Below are 17,407 nucleotides of genomic sequence, written 5' to 3'. Positions count from 1 at the left end.
CTCCCGCCAAGGGCAGGCCAAGCCCCTGCAACCCTCCGCTCTGGAAAGGAAGATCATGAAGACCGATGCGCAACTGAAGAACGACGTCACGCTGGAACTCGAGTGGGACCCCGCCATCAATGCCAACCAAGTGGGCGTGATCGCCAAGGCCGGCGTCGTCACCCTGACCGGGCACCTGGAAACCTACGCCGAAAAAGCCGCCGTGGAGCGGGCCGTGCAGCGAGTGGAAGGCGTGCGCGCGCTGGCGATGGAACTGGATGTGAAGCTGGCCCCGAACCACCATCGCAGCGACGCCGAGATCGCCGAAGCCGCCGAGACGAGCTTGCGCTGGCATGCCTTGGTGCCTTCGGATCGCATCCGGGCCAAGGTCGAGAAGGGCTGGCTCACGCTCAGCGGCGATGTCGATTGGGACTACCAGCGCCGCGGCGCCGAGAAGGCCGTGCGCGCCCTCACCGGTGTGGTCGGCGTGAGCAACAACATCACCATCAGAGCCACCGCCACGCCCACCAACATCGCCACCCGCATCCGCGAGGCCCTGGAGCGCCATGCCGAGCGCGAGGCCAAGCGCATCGAGGTCGATGTGTCCGGCACCACCGTCACCCTGCGCGGCCGCGTGGAGTCCTGGGAAGAGCGCCAGGCCGCCTACGGGGCCGCTTGGGCCGCCCCGGGCATCGACCGCGTTGTCAACGAGCTCACCGTGGGCGTCACCCCCTGAGTTCGACCCTCCACCCTGCCTCCCCTGCCGCGGCCCCATCCCGGGGCTGCTCCATCCGCCTGAAAGGAAATCCCATGAACGACTTGCGCTTGAGTGAACTGTTCGACCTGGACCCCATGGAGTCGCGGATCCGCCATTGGCTCAACCCTTGGCGCACCGAGTTGGGCGAGCGAGCGCCGCAAATCCGTATCGATGTGCGTGAAACCGATGGCATCTACGCCGTGAAGGCGGAAATCCCCGGTGTCAGCAAGGAGGACATCGACGTTCGCATCGATGGCAACCAGGTCACCATCAGTGCCGAGCTGAAACAAGAGCGGGAAGAAAAAGCCGAAGGCCGCTTGTTGCGCAGCGAGTGCCAATACGGCTATGCCAGCCGCAGCTTCCAACTCACCGACAGCGTGGATGAGAGCAAAGCCGATGCCAAGTACAAGGATGGCGTGCTCCACCTGACTTTGCCCAAGCGTGCCCAGGCGGCTCAGAAGCGCTTGGCCATCGCTTGAGCCGGACGTGCATGGACAGCGGCGCTGATGGTTTTGGTTGCAGACCCCTAGATTCAGCCCTACGCTAGGCGGTAACAATCCGTAACTTTTGCCTCCACCACAGCGCCGCGCATGGAAAGAAAACGATCGGAGCCGGGGCGGTCCGAGTCCAGTGACACCCCGCTCCACATCCTCGTCGTCGACGATCACGTCATCGTGCGTGAGGGACTCAAGCGCCTGCTCGAGCGCAGCGGTGCCGGCTGGCGCGTCACCGAGGCCGACTCCGGGTTGGCGGCTCTGAGCGCCTTGCGACAGCACCCGTTCGACGTGGCCATCGTCGATGTCTCCATGCCCGGCATGAACGGGTTGGACTTCGTGCGTCGCGCCCGCAGCGAGGCGCCACGGCTTCACATCCTCGTGCTGAGCATGCACGACGAAGACCAGTTCGCCATGCGGGCGCTGCGGGCGGGTGCCCGCGGCTACCTGACCAAAGACTGCGCCGGGCAGGAGCTGTTGGCGGCCGTTCGCAAAGTGGCAGCGGGGGGCACCTATGTCAGTGCCCAGTTGGCCGAACGCGCCGTGCTGCAACTCAGCGGCAGCCCCTCGCAGCAACTTCACAGCCAACTTTCCGACCGCGAACTCGACGTGCTGCAGCGCCTGGTCGCGGGGCAACGCCCCACCGACATCGCCCAAGCCCTGCACCTGTCGGTGAAAACCGTCAGCACCCACAAGAGTCGGATCCAAGAACGCCTGCAACTGCCCAACTTGGCCGCGCTCATCCGGTACGGCATGGAACACGGCCTGGGTGGCGACCGCGCAGCCGCCGCCGACGGCGATTGAGCCGCTCGTGCCACGGCCTCCCCCCATGGTGCAGGCCGCTCCCTGGCGATCGATGCGGCTCTCGGCCCCGGGGCAGCCGCTGCAACTGACGTGGCGCCTGGACCGGCCCGCGCCGGCACCGGGTCACATGCGCCTTCGGGTGAGCGCCTGCGGCGTGTGTCGCACCGACCTGCACCTGCTGGATGGCGAGTTGCCCTTTCCCGGTCACCCCGTCGTGCCGGGTCACGAAATCGTTGGCACCGTGGACGCTGTGGGCCCCGGTGTGACGGGCTGGGCAGTGGGCGATCGGGTGGGCGTGCCGTGGCTGGGCTGGACCTGCGGGCGCTGCGAGCCTTGCCTCAGCGGCCGCGAGAACCTGTGCCCCCAGGCCCGCTTCACGGGCTGGCACATCGAGGGCGGCTACGCCGACCTCGCCTGGGCCGACGCCCGTTACGTGTTTCGCCTGCCCGAGCGTTACGACGACGCCGAAGCCGCGCCCCTGCTGTGCGCGGGGCTCATCGGCTGGCGCGCCTACCAAGCCGCAGGACCCGGGTTGAAGCGCCTCGGGCTGGTTGGCTTCGGGGCGGCGGCGCATCTCATCGCCCAGGTGGCGGTGCAGCAGGGTTGCGAAGTGCACGCCTTCACGCGGCCTGGCGACACGGCGGCCCAGGCCCTCGCGCGCCAACTGGGCGCCACCTGGGCCGGCGGCTCCGACGAAGCCGCGACCGCGCCCTTGGACGCGGTCTTGCTGTTCGCCCCGGCGGGTGAGCTCGTGCCCTGGGCGCTGCAGGCGGTGCGTCCGGGCGGCACCGTGGTGTGTGCCGGCATCCACATGAGCGACATCCCCAGCTTCCCCTACCGCTGGCTGTGGGGCGAGCGGCGCTTGGTGTCGGTGGCCAACCTCACCCGTGCCGATGCCGAGGCCTTCTTGCGCGTGGCGGCCGAGTTGCCGCTGCGCACCCAGGTGCATCGCTACCCGCTGACGCAAGCCCAGCAAGCCCTGGACGACCTGCGCCATGGCGCCTTCACTGGCGCCGCCGTGCTGTGCAACTCAACGGAGCCGCCACCGTGAGGGCGGTGCGTCGGCTGGCCCAGGGCCTGATCGCCCGGCTGTCCATCCGCACCCGCATCCTGCTGCTGATGCTGGTGGTGATCGTGCCGGCTGGCGGCGCTTTGGCGTGGCAGCTCACCTCCGAGTTGCGACAAGCCCGCAACGCCGCGTTGTCCCAAGTTCGCGTCCTGGCGGGCAGCACCGCGGCCCAGGTTCTCGCGAGGCTGCAGCAGTCCGAGTCGGCCTTGCTCCAGGTCTCAAGATGGCCCTCCTTGTTGCACCTGCGGCCTCCTCAGTGCGACAAAGCCTTGGCCGATCTGGCCCAGATCAACCCCGAGTTCGACGGGCTGACCCTGTGGGACTTGGACGGCCGTTTGCTGTGCCACCACAGTCAGTCGGCGACGCCCTTGAGCGCTGAAGAGACCCGCCCCATGGCCGCGGCCCACCCCGGCACGGACCTCAGCATCAGCGCCCCGTTCCGGCGGCAGGCCGGCCAACGCGCCACCCTGGTGCTCAGCCACACCCTGCTCGATGCCACCGGCCAGGCCATGGGCGTGCTGTGCCTGGCGGTCGACTTGGAGGCTCTTCAGCAGGAGGTGCTGAGCGTGCAGCCCAGCGGCGCGGTGGTCGTCGTGACCGACGCGCAGCAGCGCCTCGTCATGCGCTCGACCCAGGCCGAGGCCCTGCTGGGTCCGCTGGGCCCTGGCGATCAGATGCCTGCCCATGGGCTGCCAAGCATCGACGACGTGGACGCCGATGCCCGTGCGCTGGACGGTCTTCCCCACCTGTACGCCAGCGCTCGCCTCGAGACCCTGGGCTGGCGCGTCATGGCCGGCGCACCGCGCTTGGAGGCACTGGCCGTTCACCGCGAGACCAAGCTGCAGGCGCTGGCCATCGGCGCCTGGGTCTCGGTGTTCGCCTTGAGCTTGGCGGTGGCCTTGAGCGGCACCATCGCTCGGCCAATTGCCCAGCTTCGGGAGCGTGCGGTTCGAATCGCCAGCGGCGATCTGGAGACCCGCGCCACCCTCGACGGCCCGCCCGAGATCCGCCAACTCGCCACGGCCTTCAACCGCATGCTCGATGAGCGGCAAATCGCCACCACGCGCTTGCAGGGCATCTTCGATGCGGCCCTGGACGCCATCATCACCACCGACACCACGCAGCTCATCGTGCACGCCAACCCCGCTGCCGCGCGCCTGCTGGCGTGTCCGATGGACGAGCTGCTGGGCTCGCCCATCGAGCGCTTCATCCCCTACCGCAACCGGCCCGGCCATGCCAACGCCGTGCGCGCCTTTGGCCATCGGCAATCGGCTACCCGCACCATGGGCCGGCGCAGCGAGGTCCATGCGCTGCGCGCCGACGGCCGTGAGTTGCCGGTGGAGGCCACCATCACGCACATGGCCATCGACGGCGTGGAGTACTACACCGTCATCCTGCGTGACCTCAGCCCGGCTCGCCAAGCCGAGGCCGAGTTGCGCGCCAGCGAAGCCAATTTGCGTCGCTTGATGATGAACCTGCCCGAGGCCGTGTTCGTCAACCGCAACGGTCGCATCAGCTACGTCAACCAAGCAGCGCAGGAGCTGTTTGGCGGCACGGAGGTCGAGTTGCTCGGACGCTCGCCCCTGGAGCTGATCGACGAAAGCTCGCAGGCCCTGGTGCGGCGGCGCATCGCCGGGCTCACGCGCGCGACCCCGGTGTCTGCCCTCGCGGAGGTGACCATCGCCCGCCTGGACGGCGAGCGCCGGCGGGTCGACACCTTGGGCACCTTGGTGGAGGACAACGGTGACCGATCCATCATCGTGGTGCTGCGCGACACCACGCCGCTGCGGCAGGCGCAGGCGGCGCTGCAAGCCTCGCACGCCGACCTCACGCGGCTGCTGGCCGAGTTGGATCGCGCCCAAGATGATGAGCGGCGGCGCATTTCGCGGGAGTTGCACGACGACATGCAGCAAACCTTGGCCAGCATCCGCATGGACGCCAGCATGCTGCGCGACAGCGACGTGACCTTGTCCTGCAGCGAAGCCATGGCCATCGGCGAGCGCATCGACGAATTGGCCGCTGCGACCATCGCGTCCACCCGCCGCTTGATCAACGACCTGCGACCGCCCGCGCTCGAAGCCGGCTTCCTGCCGGCGATCCAGCGCCTGGCCCAAGCGGTGTCGCACCGCAACAGCATCGTCTGCGAGGTCCACGCGACGGCAGCCGCCCGTGGCTCAGAGCCCGACGAAAACGTCGCCTTGTGCCTCTACCGCGTGGCGCAAGAAGGCTTGAACAACGTGATCAAGCACGCCCAGGCTCGGCAGGTGTTCCTCGGGGTCGATCGCCTCGAAGACGGGAGCTGGCAGCTGAACATCCACGACGACGGTCGGGGCATGGAAGCCACCGACCCCGGCAAGGCGGGCTCCTTCGGCCTGCTGGGCATGCGCGAGCGCCTGCGAGCCTTGGGCGGTCGGTTGCAGATCGACAGCGCGCCGGGTCAGGGCACCGCCATCACCGCTTGGGTGCCAGCGTCGGACCCGGCCGTCGGCGCGTCGGATGGGATCGAAGCGCCGGAGGCGCCCGCCCCCGGAGACGGTGCCGCCTGACATGGCCCTCGGTCTGCCCGTGCTGCCCGTGCTGCTGGGCCTGCTCGGGCCCGGGGTACCAGACCCAGAGCCTTGCGCCGGCCTGCAACGGGAGGCCACGGCCTGGCAAGCCCGTTTCGGGACCGAAGTGAGTCGCCGTCTGCCCCTGCCTCCACCGGGGCCCCAGCGCGCTCGCTACGCCCAGCAGGTGGACGAGGCGCTGGCCGAGGTGACGGGGCCGCTGGACCCGACCGAGCTGGTGCTCGTCGTGGACCGCAACCCCCGGGTGCAGACCGTCTTCCTGCTGTTGAAGTCGGTGAGCTGCGGCTGGTTCTGGTTGGGCGCCGCCCCCGTGTCCACGGGACGCGTGGGTTCTTTCGACCACTTTCTCACCCCGGTGGGCGCCTTCCTGCACAGCCCCGACCACCCCGACTTTCGGGCCGAGGGCAGCTTCAACAGCCAGCACATCCGCGGCTACGGCCGACGCGGCATGCGCGTTTACGACTTCGGTTGGGTGCTCGCCGAACGCGGCTGGGGCGCTGGGGGGCGCAGCCTCATGCGCCTGCAGATGCACGCCACCGACCCGGCGCGCCTGGAGCCGCTGCTGGGCCGCCCCGCCTCCAAGGGCTGCATCCGCATCCCGGCGTCGCTCAATACCTTCATCGACCACCATGGGGTGCTCGACCGCGCCTACCTCGAGGCCCAGGCGGCCGGTCGGCCGCAATGGATCTTGCAAGCCCAGCGCGAGCCGGTGCCCTGGCCCGGCCGGTTTCTGGTGGTCGTGGATTCGGCCGAGCCTTAGGAATCGTCCGAACGCCATTCGGACGTCGCCGCCCGTGGCCGGCGGCTGTTCCGACGCCGGCGGCAGAAAGACCGCGCGACGAAAGGGGTTTTGACCGACCCTGCAATGCATCTTTGGCCGATTGCCGGCCGCTGCGGTGTTCTCGATGCTCTCGTTCATGGGATCGGCATCACGTCGGATTCCTGAACCATTCCTTGACCGACCGGGGGCTGCATGAACGCATCGATGTTGACCGACTCGTCCGCCCAAAGGGCGCTTTCCAACGCCAGGCCCGACGGGCTGCCCGTCGCCACCTTCGCCGGGTCCGGCGGCGGCTCTTTGCAAGAACTGGTGAGGTTGCTGACCGCCTCGTCCGCGAGCCGGGTCGACCCGAGCTGGACCGTTCACATCCCCATCCTGAGGGTGCGAGCCGAGAGCGCCTTGTTGCACGAGGGCACCCCAGGGCAATCGCTTTACGTGGTGCGCTCGGGCAGCTTCAAGTGCGTGCGCACCATGGAAGATGGCTACGAAAAGGTGCTGACCCTGGCCCAGGTGGGCGACCTGCTGGGCTTTGAGGCCCTGCACGCCAGCCCGCGTCAGGCCACGGCGCTCGCGCTGGAGGATGCCACCGTGTACGCGCTGCCCTTGGGCGAGTTGCGGGATCTGCAGCAGCGTTGCCCGGCCCTGGACGAGGCCGTGCGCCATGGTTTGAGCCGGCAACTGACGCGCTCGGCGCAAATCGCCGAAATGATGTCGGCCGTGGCCTCGGACGTCCGGCTGGCCCGCTTCGTGCTGTGGCTGTCGGCCCGCATGACCGACATGGGGCAATCGGGCCACCGCATCCGGCTGCGCTTGTCACGCCGCGACATCGCCAGCCTGCTCGGCCTGGCCCACGAAACGGTCAGCCGCTCCTTCACCTTGCTCTCGCAAAGCCGCTGCCTGCGCGTGGACAACCGGGAAATCGAAATCCTCGACATGGCCGCGCTCCGGCTGCGGGCCCGCACCACCCGCGGCTTGAGCCTGCACGGCGACCTGCCCCCCCGGACCGCCGCCGTGGCTCAGCCCTTGACGGGGCCTGTGCCCGAGCCGCTGTCGTCGGCCGCGTGGTGGCGCTGGCCCTTGGCCTCCTGACGGGGGCGGCGCGGCTTGGGGCGACCGGTGTCGGCCGGCACGAGATCGCGCGGGCGAAGCGCCAGCGCGGGGTCGTGGCGCAGCCGCTCGACGGCCCAGTCCACGAAACAGCGCAGGCGGGCCGAGCGCTGGCGGCGTGAGGGCCACAGCACGCTGACCGTGCGTTGACCCGCCTCCCACGCCGGCAGCACCGGGCACAGCGTGCCCGACTGAACGGCCGCTCGCACGGCAAAGGGCGCCGCCACCACCACCCCCGCCCCACCCAAAGCGGCCGCGATGGCGGCATCGCCGTCATCGAAGGCCAGGGTCGGCAGGCCGGGCACGTCGAACCCAGCGCCGTCGTCGCGGGCCAAACGCCAAGGCAGCACCCCGCCGCTGCGTTGATCCACCCAGCCCAGGCGCGGCAGGCGCGCCAGCACCTCGGGCGCCTGAGGTGTGCCGTGCCGCGCCAAGCATTCGGGCGCCGCGTACAGCCCCAGGTGCACCGTGCAGGCGCTGATGGCCACATGGCTGGCGTCAGGCAGCGGCCCCCCCCGGATGGCGCAGTCGATGCCGTCCTCCAGCAAGTGGCTGATGCGGTCTCGGCTGTGCAGGTGCACGGCCAGCTCCGGGTAATGCCGGCTGAAGTCGCCCAGGGCCGGCGCCAGCACGTGCCGCGCGATGGCGGCCACCACGTCCACGCGCAACACGCCGCTCGGGCGGGCGTGATCGCCGCGCAGCGCTTGCTCCGCCTCTTCCAAGTCGGCCAGCAGTTGCACGCAGCGCTCGTGGTACGCGCGACCGTCGTTCGTCAGGCGCAGCGCGCGCGTCGTGCGCTCCAGCAGGCGCACCCCCAGCTCGGCTTCCAGCGCCTGCAGGCGCTGCGAGACCCGGGCCTTGGGCAGTTGCATCCGCTCGGCCGCTCGGGTGAAGCTGCCCGCCTCCACGATCTGCACGAAGGTCTGCATGGCGCTCAGCTTGTCCATGACGTTGTTCACTTTTGTTTGACAGACTTGGCGAATTACGGCTCTTTATCGTTTGTTTGTCAAACAAAACAATGCGGTCCTCGTCAACGCCTCGTGGAGTTCGCCATGAACCGCTCCTTCCGCCCTGAAACCACCTCCCACCCCGCCCCGCAGGCCGAGCGCCGTGCGCTGGTGCAGGCCGCTGCGGCCGTGGCCGCCGCCGCGCTGCTGCCTGCCACCGCCCTGGGCGCCGCCGGCGCCGCCAGTCCCTCGGGTCCGGCCGCCGTGGCCCAGGCCTTTGCCCGCGCCTTCAATGCCCGCGACCTGGACGCCCTGATGGTCCTGTACCCCGCCGGCAGCGTCTTCGTGCCGGCGCCCGGCCAAGCCTTGGTGTCGCCCGTGGCGGTGCGCCAGGCGCTGGAGGGTTTTCTGGCCATCGGCCTGCCCATCGAGATGGCCGTGCGTCACGTTTACGAGGCGGGCGACACCGCCTTGTTGGTGGTGGACTGGGCCATCCGCGGCGTCGGCGCCGACGGCCGCCCGGTGGACATGAGGGGCACCGCCACCGACGTGGTGGCCCGCAGCCCGGTTGGGCACTGGCACTACCGCATCGACAACCCGTTTGGCGGCTTCCAACCCACGCCCTGAAGGCCCGCCGCCCTGACCCCGATCCCGAACAGAAGGAGCCCTTCCATGATTCACCACGTCTCCATCCCCGCCCGCGACCCGCGCCATGTGGCCGAGGTCTTGGTCGAGCTGTTCGGCGGCACGCTGACCGGTTTCGGTCCCTGGCACGATGCCTACATCGCCTGGGCGGGCGACGAGGTCGGCACCGCCATCGAGGTCTACCCTCTGGGCACCGAAATGCTGCCCGACCCCGGCGCTGGGCAAGCGCGGTTCCGCGCCGCAACGGTGGCTTCGCGCTACGGCGCGACGCACGCCGCGGTGTCGGTGCCGCGCAGCCGCCAGGAAATCCTGGCCCTGGCGCAGCGCGAGGGCTGGCGCGCCATCGAGCTGTCCCGCGGGCCCAACCACGTCATCGAGTTCTGGATCGAAAACGCCGTGATGCTGGAGTTGATGACGCCAGACATGGCCGACGACTACGTGCGCGCCATGGCCTCGTTCCGCCGTCGTGCGACGGCGCCCGGGGTCGGCTGACCTCCTGGCACTGAGCCATCACAGGGTCATGGTGGCCAGACCGGCGCTGATGAGCAGCGCGCCGATCACGCGCAGCGGCCAACGGTGGGTTTCGCGAAAGACCAGCAAGCCCACCAGTGTGGCGATGACGATGCCGGCGTTGGTGTAGCCCACCACTTCGGCGGCGGGCATGTCGCGCATGGCGCGCATGACCAGCACGTAGGCCCAACCGATGCACAAGCTGCCGACCAGAAAGAGTGGCCAGGGCAAGCGACGCTGGGGGCGCCATCGGCCGGTGCGTCGCTTCAAGCTCAGGCTCAGCACCGCGAAGGCCGCGAGGTAGCCCACCGAAACGTAGCCCAGGAGTGCTGCCGTGCTGGGCAAGTGGGCGGTGGCCGCTTGGTCGCTCAGGGAGTAGACGCTGGTGCACAGCATGGCGAGCAAGGCCCAGGGCAGGGCGCTGCTCACGCGGCTGCCGGGCTGGCCCGCGGCCGTGGGTCGGCTGCTGCCCCAGGCACTGCAGGCCATCGTCAGCAAGCCCAGCGCGCTGATGCCCAGCCCCCACCACGTGCCCGCGGCCAGCACTTGGCCGAAGAACCATTGGCCCCAAAGGGCGATGAGCAGCGGCGAGCTGCGCACCATGGGATAGACCAACGACACGGGCGCCCGTTCGTAGGCGCGGGCCAGGCCGATGAAGTACAGCGCGTTGGCCACCGACGACAGGAGCGTCAAGCCTGTCAGGGCCCAACTGGCGTGCGCCTCCTGCCACAGCGCCCACCAACCCCAGGGCGCAAACAGCAAGAGGTGGCCCAGCAAGGCCCACCACAGCGGCCAGGCGTCCGCGGGCGCGCGGCGGGCCAGCAGGTTCCAGCTCACGTGCATGGCCACCGAAGCGCTCAGGGCGAGCGCAGCGCTGCTCATGCGGTGGGCAAGGCCGACATCGGGTGCTCGGCCGGCGCAACCAGACGCAACAGCTGTTGGGTGGCTTCGATCAGCGGCCCTTCGTTGTCGATGAGCCAGGCGCCGGCCTCGGTCCCCCCGTCCAAGGACATGGTGCGCGCCAGCCTTGCCTCGATGGCGGCGACGCTTTCGCGGCCGCGGGCCAGGAGCCGGCGGCGCTGGGTTTCGGGGCTCACCGACACGAGCACGGCCGTCAGTGCGGCGTAGCGCCGGCGGGCCACGTCCAGGTGGGCCCGCGAACCGTTCACGACCACGGTGAAGCCGCGCGCCAGCCACTGCTCAATCTCCAGGCCGATGCCGTAATCCTGCCCATGGCTGTGCCAGTGCAAGGCGAACAGGCCGGCTCTGCAGCGGGCCTGGAACTCGGCCGCGCTCAGCGCGATGTGGTTTTCCGCGTCCATGCCCACCGGCCGCGTGATGTAGCGGTGGGCAAAACAAACCCGCGCCAAGCCGCCGGGTTGCTGGGCCAGGGTGTCACGGGCTTGGCGCAACAGGCTGTCCTTGCCGCTGCCCGAGGGGCCCATCACGTAGATCAAGCGCCCGTTCACGGCCTCAGGCCACCCGCCGACCCAGCACGCTCAGCTCGCGCACGATGGGAAAGCCATCCACCTCGGTCACCCGCAGCAGGTCGGCGCGCAGGCCCACGGCGATCTGGCCCCGATCGTTCAGGCCGCAGGCCTTGGCGGGGTTCAGGCTCACCACCTGCAGGGCTTCCGACGGACTGAAGCCCGCCTCGCGCTGCAGGGTCCAGGCGGCCTGCAGCAGGCTGCTGGGCACGTAGTCGGACGACAGCATGTCCAGCACGCCGGCGCGCGCCAACTCTAGCGCCGCCACATTGCCCGAGTGCGATCCGCCCCGAATCACGTTGGGCGCGCCGGCCACGGTGGCCAGCCCCAATTGGTGGGCGCGTTGGGCCGCTGCCAGCGTGGTGGGGAACTCGCTCATGCAAGCGCCCAGGGCCAGGGCTTCGTCCACGTGCTCGACCGTGGTGTCGTCGTGAGTGGCCAAGGCCAAGCCCGTTTGGCGGGCGAACTGCGAGAACCACGCGCGATGCGGCTGGGCGTGCAGGCGCTGGCGTTCGGGGGCGATGCGCACCTCCTCCTCGAACTGCGCGTCGCTCCAACCCTTTTTGCCCGTGTAGTAGATGCGTGCATGCTCGACGTCGCGCCACTGCCGCTGTCCGGGCGTGTGGTCCATGAGCGACAGCAGCTTCAGGCGCGGGTGGTTGGCAAACGGTTCGAACAGCTCGCGCGCATTGGGCGCCGGCAGTTCGCAGCGGATGTGGATCAAGTGGTCGGCGCGCAGCGCGCCGGCGGCGTCCAGCCGGTCCAGCACGTCCAGAACGCCCGCTTGGCTGCGCGCCCGGAAGCCCTCGCCATACGGGTCGCCCACGCCGATGGCGTCGAACACCGTGCTGATGCCCGCGGCCGCCACCTCGGCGTCGTGGGCTTGCACGGCTCCCAGCATCGGGAAGTTGATCTTGGGCCGGGGCGTGACGTGGCGCTCCAGGTTGTCGGTGTGGATCTCCACCAAGCCGGGCAGCAGCCAGTCGCCGTTCCAGTCCTCGGCCGTGCTCAGGCTGCTGCGGCCGGGGTCGATGGCGGCGATGCGGCCGTTCTCGACCCGGAGCTGGCCGTGGAAGGTCTCACCCGCGAGCACGATGCGGGCGTTGTGGATGTGGCGGGTCAGCGGGGTGCTCATGCGGCTTCCTGGTGTTCGACGGGCTCGTTGGCGGGGCTCGGGCCCATGGTGTAAGCGCAGCTGGCCACGGCGTCGCGCACCTCCTCGTCGTGGAAAATGCCAACGATGGCCGTGCCGCGCGCTTGGGCTTCTTGGATCAGTTGGACGACGACGCGCCGGTTCAACGCGTCCAGCGAGGCCGTCGGTTCGTCCAGCAGCAGCAACTCGGCGGGGGCGATGAAGCCGCGCGCGATGTTCACGCGCTGCTGTTCACCGCCCGAGAAGGTGGCCGGTGGCAAGCCCCACAGGCCGCGCGGCAGGTTCAGCCGCGCCAGCAATTCGGCAGCACGGTCGCGGGCGCGCTGTTCATCAGCCTCTCCGGCGGCGATGGCGCGGTCGGCCACCACGTCCAGTGCGGACACCCGCGGCAACACGCGCAAGAACTGGCTGACGTAAGCCAGCGCCTGGCGGCGCAGCGCCAGCACCTGCTGCGGCGTGGCGGTGACCAAGTCCAGCACCGCGCCATCGGCGGTGCGCACGAGGATCTGACCGCCCTGCGCGCCGTAGCTGCCGTAAAGGCACTTCATCAGGGTGCTTTTGCCCTGCCCAGAAGGGCCGACCAAGGCCAAGCATTCGCCCCGCCCCACCGACAGCGAGACGCCTTGCAGCACCGGCAGTTGCAGGCCCTCGCGCAGGTGCAGCGTGAAGGTCTTGCGCAGGCCGCGCACGTCGAGCACAGGCGAAGTCGTCATGGCGCCACCACCGAAGAGACCAAGAGCTGGGTGTAGGGGTGCTGCGGGTCGTCGAGCACGCGGTCGGTCAGGCCTTGCTCCACGATGCGGCCTTGTCGCATGACCAAGGTGCGCTGGGCCAACAGGCGGGCCACGCCCAAGTCGTGCGTGACGACCAGGGCCGAGAGCTGCAGGCGACTGACCAATTGCCGGATCAGGTCCAGCAATCGCGCCTGCACCGACACGTCCAGCCCCGAGGTGGGCTCGTCCATCAGCACCAGTCGCGGGTGGGTGACCAGGTTGCGGGCGATTTGCAGGCGCTGGCGCATGCCGCCGGAAAAGGCGCGCGGGCTGTCGTCGATGCGCGCGGGGTCCAGCTCCACGGCCTCCATCCAGCGCCGCCCTTGCTCGCGCAGCGTGTCGTAGCGGCGTTCCCCCGCGGCCATCAGCCGCTCGCCCACGTTGGCGCCGGCGCTGACGGCCATGCGCAGGCCCTCGGCCGCATGCTGTTCGACGAAGCCCCACTCGGTTCGGGCCAGTTGGCGACGTTCGCGCTCGGGCAAGGCATGCACGTCCACCCAAGCGTTGTCGTGGCCGCGGCGGTAATGCACCTGGCCCGGTGCACCAGCGATGCGACCGGCGATGCAGTTCAGCAGGGTGCTCTTGCCCGAGCCCGACTCGCCGACGATGGCCAAAACCTCGCCCGGGTACAGCTGCAGGCTGGCGTCATGCACCGCCCAGGTGCCCGGACGCGCCGCTGCAAAGCGGTGGCTCAGGCCGGTCACCTTCAGCAGGGGTTGGGTCGCTTGGGGGGCGCTCATCGGGTGAGCCTCCCAGTCAGCGGCACATGAAAGCTGAAGCCGTGCTGGCGGAAGCCCAAGTGCGCGTAGAAGGCGTGGGCGTCCACCCGCCGTGCGTTGCTGGACAAGGCCAGCTTGTAGCAACCGCGGCCTTGCGCCACGGCCATGGCCTGTTCCATCAGCAGGCGCCCCAGGCCCAGGCCCTGGGCCTTGGGGTGCACGGCCACGTCCTCGACCAAGGCCTCGGGCGCTTGCCGATGCGCCAGCAGGGGCAGCACGTACAGCGTCAAGCAGCCCAGCACCTCGATGGGGCCCACGTCGTCCAGCCGGCATTCCACCAGCCAAAGGTCGGCTCCCATCGCCTGCATGGCTTGCCAGCTTTCCTGGGCGCCGGCCAGCGGCACGTCCTCGGGTTCGTCGAGCCCGCTGGCGACGAAGAGATCCAGCACAGCGGGCAGATCGTCAGCGGTGGCGCGGCGCAGCTGTGCCGCCGCGATCGTGGGCCGTCGTGTTTCAAGCATGGCGTTGCATCTCCTGCTGTTCGCGGCAGTGGTCGGTGTCGGAGCAGGCCCACAAGGTTTCGCCGCCGGCCATGGGCACCTCGTCGAGGAAGCTGGTGGTGCTGCCGCACAGCGCACAGGCGTGACCCTGGGGTTCAACCCGGAAGGGGCGGTCGGCAAAGTCCAGGCTCTTCACGTCGGTGTAAGGCGGCACGGCGTACAGCCGCTTCTCGCGGCCAGCGCCGAACAATTGCAGCGCCGGCATGCGGTCCATCTTGGGGTTGTCAAAGCTGGGGATGGGCGAGGGCGCCATCACGTAGCGACCATGGACCAACACCGGGTGGTCGTAGCTGGTGTCGATGCGGCCCCAGCGTGCCAAGTCCTCGTAGAGCTTGACGTGGACGAGGCCGTACTCCTGGAAGGCGTGCAGCTGTGCCGCTTCCCGACGACGCGGCTCCAGCTTGTAGAGCGGCTCGGGTTGGGGCACCTGGTAGACCAGGATCTGCGACTCGGTCAGCGGCGCTTCGGGGATGCGATGCCGCGTTTGGATCAAGGTGGCCTCGCGGGTGCGCTCGGTGGTGGCCACGCCGGTGGTGCGCTCAAAGAAGCGTCGGATGTTCACCGCATTGGTGGTGTCGTCCGAGCCCTGGTCGATGACCTTGAGCGTGTCGGTGCGGCCGATCACCGCGGCCGTCACCTGGATGCCGCCAGTGCCCCAGCCATAGGCCAGTGGCATCTCGCGCGAGCCGAAAGGCACTTGGTGGCCGGGCACGGCCACCGCCTTGAGCAGGCTGCGCCGAATCATGCGCTTGGCGCGCTCGTCCAGGTAGGCGAAGTTGTAGCCGCGCGCGGTGGGCAAGGAGGCGTTCATGGCTGGGTCTCCGGCGGCGTGGCCCGGTCGGCGCGGATGGCGCGCAGCATCTGCAGCTCGGACTCGAAGGTCACGTAGTGCGGCAGCTTCAGGTGCTGTACGAAGCCCGAGGCTTCGACGTTGTCGCTGTGCGCCAGCGCAAACTCCTGCTGCTGGGCGGGGCTGGTGAGGGGTTCGCTGAATTCGTCGGCCCGCAAGGCGCGGTCCACCAGGCTCATCGCCATGGCCTTGCGCTCGGCATGGCCCAGCACGAGGCCGTAGCCGCGGGTGAACTGCGGCGGCTGCCCATCGCTGCCCACGAACTGGTTGACCATCTGGCACTCGGTCAGCGCCACCTCGCCGATCTCGATGGGGAAGCCCAGCTCGTCCGGCACCAGCGAGACGGTGGCGTGCCCGTGGCGGATCTCACCGGCAAAGGGGTGGGTGTTCGCGTACCCGCGCTGCGTGCTGTAAGCCAAGCCCAGCACCCAGCCCTCGTCGCCGCGCGCCAACATTTGCAGGCGGGCTGCTCGGCTCAGTGGGTACAGGGGTGGGTCGCGCGTGATGTCGAACGGCTCGGGGTCGCCTTCGGGCGGTTGTTCTTGCTCGATCAGCCCAGCTTCGCCCAGGGCCAGCAGGGCATGGGGCATGGGCTCGGGTTGCGTTGGTTCGGCTGGGGCCGGCAGGATTTCGGCGGGCGCGCCGGTCTGCAGCAGGCCGAACTCCAGCAGGCGTTGGCTGTAGTCGAAGCTGGCGCCCAGCAGCTGGCCACCGGGGAGGTCTTTGAAGACGGAGCTGATGCGGCGCTCGCAACGCATCGCGGCCGTGTCCAGGGGCTCCGTGTAGCCCAGGCGCGGTAGCGTGCTGCGGTAAGCGCGCAGCAAGAAGACGGCCTCGAGCGCATCGCCTTGGGCCTGCTTGAGCGCCAGCGCGGCCAGCTCGGGGTCGAAGAGCGAGCCCTCGCCCATCACCCTCGACACCGCCAAGCCCATCTGCGCCTGAAGTTGGGCCACCTCCAGCTCCCGGATTTCGGCAGGCCCCCGGCGCTGTTCATCCAACAGCCGCAGCGACGCGGCGATGGCGGCTTCGCCGCCTTTGACGGCCACATACATCAGTTCACCTCCACGACGGTGCTGCGCGGCAGCGCCACGAGGCGCTCCTCGGCGAAGAAGACCCAGTCCAGCCCGCAGGGGTAGTGACCCTGCTGGGCACGGCGCCAGGCCCAAAACTCAGGCCTTGGGCCGAGCACGGCCACGCCGTGTTCATGCTCGATGCCCGGGCCCCGCCAGCGCTGGGCCGCGTTGCTTGGCGCGATGGCGTCCACCACCGTGAGCACGGTCGCGCTGTCCTGCGGCGCCACGTCGCTGCCGGCGTACAACCGATCCAGCAGAGCCGGGCTCGCTTCATGCGCAGCCAGCAGCACGAAGTCGGCCTGCTCCGCGTGCTCAGCGAGGGTGACGCCGGTGTGGAAGCGCAGCCAGGCGCGCACGATGGCCGTGTCATGCGTCGGCCCGATCCACAGCGTGGTGTCGGCATCGAGCAGGGTCAGCAGGCTGGCGGCCAGGGCCGGGGCCAATCCGTCGGGCCGGCCCAAGCGGTCGCGGCACGGCACGGGCAGCGACTGCACGCGCCCCGGGCGGCTCATGGCCTCCAGCAGCACGCGGAACACCGCCTGAGCATCGTGCACGGGGTCGCCGAAGGCGGGCGCCAATTCCGCCAAGTGGGCGCTGTCGCGCAGACTCCCAGGCGCGCTCATGCGGCAGCTCCTTCGTTTTGCAAGGTGAAGAACTGCACGCGGCTGGCCGCCACATGCGCGCGTTGCGCAGCCTGTTGCTGCGCCCGCAGGGCGTCCAGCGGCGCGATCACCTCGGCCAGCAACAGCGGCCGCTCGGCGGGCTGTTGCAGCAGGGCGTCCAGCGCCGCCACCCACTGGGCGCGCTCCTCGTCGCGCCCCATCACATAGCCCACACCCACGCTGGGCGAGGCCCCAGCGGGTCGCCAGCGCAGGGCGCAGCGGGTCACCGTGGCCTCGGCCAGGTTGAAGCGCGCACCGCGGTTGCTGGCGCGGGCGCGCAGCATCACCAGGCCCGCTTCGGGCGCTCGCAGCGTCTCGAAACGGTAGTCGGCCAGCACGCGCTGGCCGTGTGCGGCCAGCGCGTGGCGTGGTGCCTGCGCCAGCACCGACAGCCAGTGCTGTCGCTGCCTCACGGCGTCGGGTTCCGGTGCGCAGCTTGCCAGTTCGATGGGGGTCGAGTTCATGGGCAT

20 protein-coding genes are annotated in these 17,407 nt (G+C 69.7%); 9 read left to right on the top strand and 11 right to left on the bottom strand.

The genetic code is table 11. The annotated features are described in order from the left end of the window. The first annotated feature begins 55 nt into the window (after positions 1–55). The 7 genes from O9335_RS04000 (at position 56) to O9335_RS03970 (ending at position 7,540) form a co-directional block, all read left to right on the top strand. Positions 56–715: a BON domain-containing protein gene (locus O9335_RS04000; protein WP_298383897.1), complete on the top strand. Its 660-nt coding sequence runs from the start codon at positions 56–58 to the stop codon at positions 713–715. A 74-nt stretch (positions 716–789) separates the two neighbouring features. Then, complete coding sequence (locus tag O9335_RS03995; protein WP_298383895.1) at positions 790–1,215, top strand: Hsp20/alpha crystallin family protein; 426 nt, start codon at positions 790–792, stop codon at positions 1,213–1,215. 111 nt (positions 1,216–1,326) lie between these two features. After that, positions 1,327–2,034, top strand: a complete 708-nt coding sequence (locus O9335_RS03990; protein WP_298383893.1) for a response regulator transcription factor — start codon at positions 1,327–1,329, stop codon at positions 2,032–2,034. Between the two features lie 52 nt (positions 2,035–2,086). Further along, a complete protein-coding gene (locus tag O9335_RS03985; RefSeq protein WP_298383923.1) occupies positions 2,087–3,085 on the top strand; it encodes a zinc-dependent alcohol dehydrogenase family protein in 999 nt (332 codons plus the stop codon). After that, positions 3,058–5,649 carry a PAS domain S-box protein gene (locus O9335_RS03980; protein ID WP_298383891.1) on the top strand — a complete coding sequence of 864 codons (2,592 nt, stop codon included), beginning with the start codon at positions 3,058–3,060 and terminating at the stop codon, positions 5,647–5,649. The genes O9335_RS03985 and O9335_RS03980 overlap by 28 nt, the downstream gene beginning before the upstream one ends. Position 5,650: 1 nt before the next feature. Beyond that, on the top strand, positions 5,651–6,430 hold the full coding sequence (locus tag O9335_RS03975) for a L,D-transpeptidase (RefSeq protein WP_298383889.1): 780 nt from the start codon (positions 5,651–5,653) through the stop codon (positions 6,428–6,430). A 213-nt stretch (positions 6,431–6,643) separates the two neighbouring features. Continuing rightward, positions 6,644–7,540 carry a Crp/Fnr family transcriptional regulator gene (locus O9335_RS03970; protein WP_298383887.1) on the top strand — a complete coding sequence of 299 codons (897 nt, stop codon included), beginning with the start codon at positions 6,644–6,646 and terminating at the stop codon, positions 7,538–7,540. Here O9335_RS03970 and O9335_RS03965 read toward each other — a convergent pair. After that, positions 7,468–8,505, bottom strand: a complete 1,038-nt coding sequence (locus tag O9335_RS03965) for a LysR family transcriptional regulator (RefSeq protein WP_298383885.1) — start codon at positions 8,503–8,505, stop codon at positions 7,468–7,470. The two genes, O9335_RS03970 and O9335_RS03965, sit on opposite strands and share 73 nt — an antisense overlap. A gap of 105 nt (positions 8,506–8,610) precedes the next feature. On the opposite strand from O9335_RS03965, the gene O9335_RS03960 reads away from it, so the two are divergent. After that, positions 8,611–9,132 carry a nuclear transport factor 2 family protein gene (locus tag O9335_RS03960; protein WP_298383883.1) on the top strand — a complete coding sequence of 174 codons (522 nt, stop codon included), beginning with the start codon at positions 8,611–8,613 and terminating at the stop codon, positions 9,130–9,132. A gap of 45 nt (positions 9,133–9,177) precedes the next feature. Then, the gene (locus O9335_RS03955; protein ID WP_298383881.1) at positions 9,178–9,642 is read left to right on the top strand and encodes a hypothetical protein; all 465 of its coding nucleotides are present in this window, start codon (positions 9,178–9,180) and stop codon (positions 9,640–9,642) included. Positions 9,643–9,660: 18 nt separating this feature from the next. On the opposite strand, the gene O9335_RS03950 is transcribed toward O9335_RS03955, so the two are convergent. From O9335_RS03950 to phnG, 10 genes are read right to left on the bottom strand one after another with little or no spacing between them, the layout of a single operon-like run. Continuing rightward, positions 9,661–10,542: an EamA family transporter gene (locus O9335_RS03950; RefSeq protein WP_298383878.1), complete on the bottom strand. Its 882-nt coding sequence runs from the start codon at positions 10,540–10,542 to the stop codon at positions 9,661–9,663. Then, positions 10,539–11,129: a phosphonate metabolism protein/1,5-bisphosphokinase (PRPP-forming) PhnN gene (phnN, locus tag O9335_RS03945; RefSeq protein ID WP_298383875.1), complete on the bottom strand. Its 591-nt coding sequence runs from the start codon at positions 11,127–11,129 to the stop codon at positions 10,539–10,541. The genes O9335_RS03950 and phnN overlap by 4 nt, the downstream gene beginning before the upstream one ends. 4 nt (positions 11,130–11,133) lie before the next feature. Then, on the bottom strand, positions 11,134–12,282 hold the full coding sequence (locus O9335_RS03940; protein WP_298383872.1) for an alpha-D-ribose 1-methylphosphonate 5-triphosphate diphosphatase: 1,149 nt from the start codon (positions 12,280–12,282) through the stop codon (positions 11,134–11,136). Beyond that, positions 12,279–13,013, bottom strand: coding sequence for a phosphonate C-P lyase system protein PhnL (phnL, locus tag O9335_RS03935; RefSeq protein ID WP_298383870.1), 735 nt, complete (start codon positions 13,011–13,013; stop codon positions 12,279–12,281). The genes O9335_RS03940 and phnL overlap by 4 nt, the downstream gene beginning before the upstream one ends. Continuing rightward, a complete protein-coding gene (gene phnK, locus O9335_RS03930; RefSeq protein ID WP_298383866.1) occupies positions 13,010–13,813 on the bottom strand; it encodes a phosphonate C-P lyase system protein PhnK in 804 nt (267 codons plus the stop codon). Before phnK ends, phnL begins: the two co-directional genes overlap by 4 nt. Beyond that, complete coding sequence (locus O9335_RS03925) at positions 13,810–14,313, bottom strand: GNAT family N-acetyltransferase (RefSeq protein ID WP_298383863.1); 504 nt, start codon at positions 14,311–14,313, stop codon at positions 13,810–13,812. The genes phnK and O9335_RS03925 overlap by 4 nt, the downstream gene beginning before the upstream one ends. Beyond that, positions 14,306–15,163, bottom strand: a complete 858-nt coding sequence (locus O9335_RS03920; RefSeq protein ID WP_298383860.1) for an alpha-D-ribose 1-methylphosphonate 5-phosphate C-P-lyase PhnJ — start codon at positions 15,161–15,163, stop codon at positions 14,306–14,308. The genes O9335_RS03925 and O9335_RS03920 overlap by 8 nt, the downstream gene beginning before the upstream one ends. Continuing rightward, positions 15,160–16,254: a carbon-phosphorus lyase complex subunit PhnI gene (locus O9335_RS03915; RefSeq protein ID WP_298383857.1), complete on the bottom strand. Its 1,095-nt coding sequence runs from the start codon at positions 16,252–16,254 to the stop codon at positions 15,160–15,162. The genes O9335_RS03920 and O9335_RS03915 overlap by 4 nt, the downstream gene beginning before the upstream one ends. Then, complete coding sequence (gene phnH / locus O9335_RS03910; protein ID WP_298383853.1) at positions 16,254–16,898, bottom strand: phosphonate C-P lyase system protein PhnH; 645 nt, start codon at positions 16,896–16,898, stop codon at positions 16,254–16,256. The genes O9335_RS03915 and phnH overlap by 1 nt, the downstream gene beginning before the upstream one ends. Beyond that, entirely contained in the window at positions 16,895–17,401 is a 507-nt protein-coding gene (gene phnG, locus O9335_RS03905; RefSeq protein ID WP_298383850.1) for a phosphonate C-P lyase system protein PhnG, read from the bottom strand. Before phnG ends, phnH begins: the two co-directional genes overlap by 4 nt. Positions 17,402–17,407: the final 6 nt, after the last annotated feature.

The sequence above is a fragment of the Inhella sp. genome (assembly GCF_027532025.1).
Taxonomy (GTDB): domain Bacteria; phylum Pseudomonadota; class Gammaproteobacteria; order Burkholderiales; family Burkholderiaceae_C; genus Inhella.
The sequence above is the reverse complement of the archived record's forward strand: the minus strand, read 5'-3'. Positions and strand labels throughout refer to the sequence as shown.

What these genes read in the sequence shown, in the direction of transcription:
- phnG (WP_298383850.1), bottom strand. Translation starts at nt 17,401, where the DNA reads ATGAACTCGACCCCCATCGAACTGGCAAGCTGCGCACCGGAACCCGAC.
- O9335_RS03940 (WP_298383872.1), bottom strand. Translation starts at nt 12,282, where the DNA reads ATGAGCACCCCGCTGACCCGCCACATCCACAACGCCCGCATCGTGCTC.
- O9335_RS03950 (WP_298383878.1), bottom strand. Translation starts at nt 10,542, where the DNA reads ATGAGCAGCGCTGCGCTCGCCCTGAGCGCTTCGGTGGCCATGCACGTG.
- phnK (WP_298383866.1), bottom strand. Translation starts at nt 13,813, where the DNA reads ATGAGCGCCCCCCAAGCGACCCAACCCCTGCTGAAGGTGACCGGCCTG.
- O9335_RS03920 (WP_298383860.1), bottom strand. Translation starts at nt 15,163, where the DNA reads ATGAACGCCTCCTTGCCCACCGCGCGCGGCTACAACTTCGCCTACCTG.
- O9335_RS03990 (WP_298383893.1), top strand. Translation starts at nt 1,327, where the DNA reads ATGGAAAGAAAACGATCGGAGCCGGGGCGGTCCGAGTCCAGTGACACC.
- O9335_RS03915 (WP_298383857.1), bottom strand. Translation starts at nt 16,254, where the DNA reads ATGTATGTGGCCGTCAAAGGCGGCGAAGCCGCCATCGCCGCGTCGCTG.
- O9335_RS03925 (WP_298383863.1), bottom strand. Translation starts at nt 14,313, where the DNA reads ATGCTTGAAACACGACGGCCCACGATCGCGGCGGCACAGCTGCGCCGC.
- O9335_RS03970 (WP_298383887.1), top strand. Translation starts at nt 6,644, where the DNA reads ATGAACGCATCGATGTTGACCGACTCGTCCGCCCAAAGGGCGCTTTCC.
- O9335_RS03995 (WP_298383895.1), top strand. Translation starts at nt 790, where the DNA reads ATGAACGACTTGCGCTTGAGTGAACTGTTCGACCTGGACCCCATGGAG.
- phnH (WP_298383853.1), bottom strand. Translation starts at nt 16,898, where the DNA reads ATGAGCGCGCCTGGGAGTCTGCGCGACAGCGCCCACTTGGCGGAATTG.
- O9335_RS03955 (WP_298383881.1), top strand. Translation starts at nt 9,178, where the DNA reads ATGATTCACCACGTCTCCATCCCCGCCCGCGACCCGCGCCATGTGGCC.
- phnL (WP_298383870.1), bottom strand. Translation starts at nt 13,013, where the DNA reads ATGACGACTTCGCCTGTGCTCGACGTGCGCGGCCTGCGCAAGACCTTC.
- O9335_RS03985 (WP_298383923.1), top strand. Translation starts at nt 2,087, where the DNA reads ATGCGGCTCTCGGCCCCGGGGCAGCCGCTGCAACTGACGTGGCGCCTG.
- O9335_RS04000 (WP_298383897.1), top strand. Translation starts at nt 56, where the DNA reads ATGAAGACCGATGCGCAACTGAAGAACGACGTCACGCTGGAACTCGAG.
- O9335_RS03975 (WP_298383889.1), top strand. Translation starts at nt 5,651, where the DNA reads ATGGCCCTCGGTCTGCCCGTGCTGCCCGTGCTGCTGGGCCTGCTCGGG.
- O9335_RS03960 (WP_298383883.1), top strand. Translation starts at nt 8,611, where the DNA reads ATGAACCGCTCCTTCCGCCCTGAAACCACCTCCCACCCCGCCCCGCAG.
- O9335_RS03965 (WP_298383885.1), bottom strand. Translation starts at nt 8,505, where the DNA reads ATGGACAAGCTGAGCGCCATGCAGACCTTCGTGCAGATCGTGGAGGCG.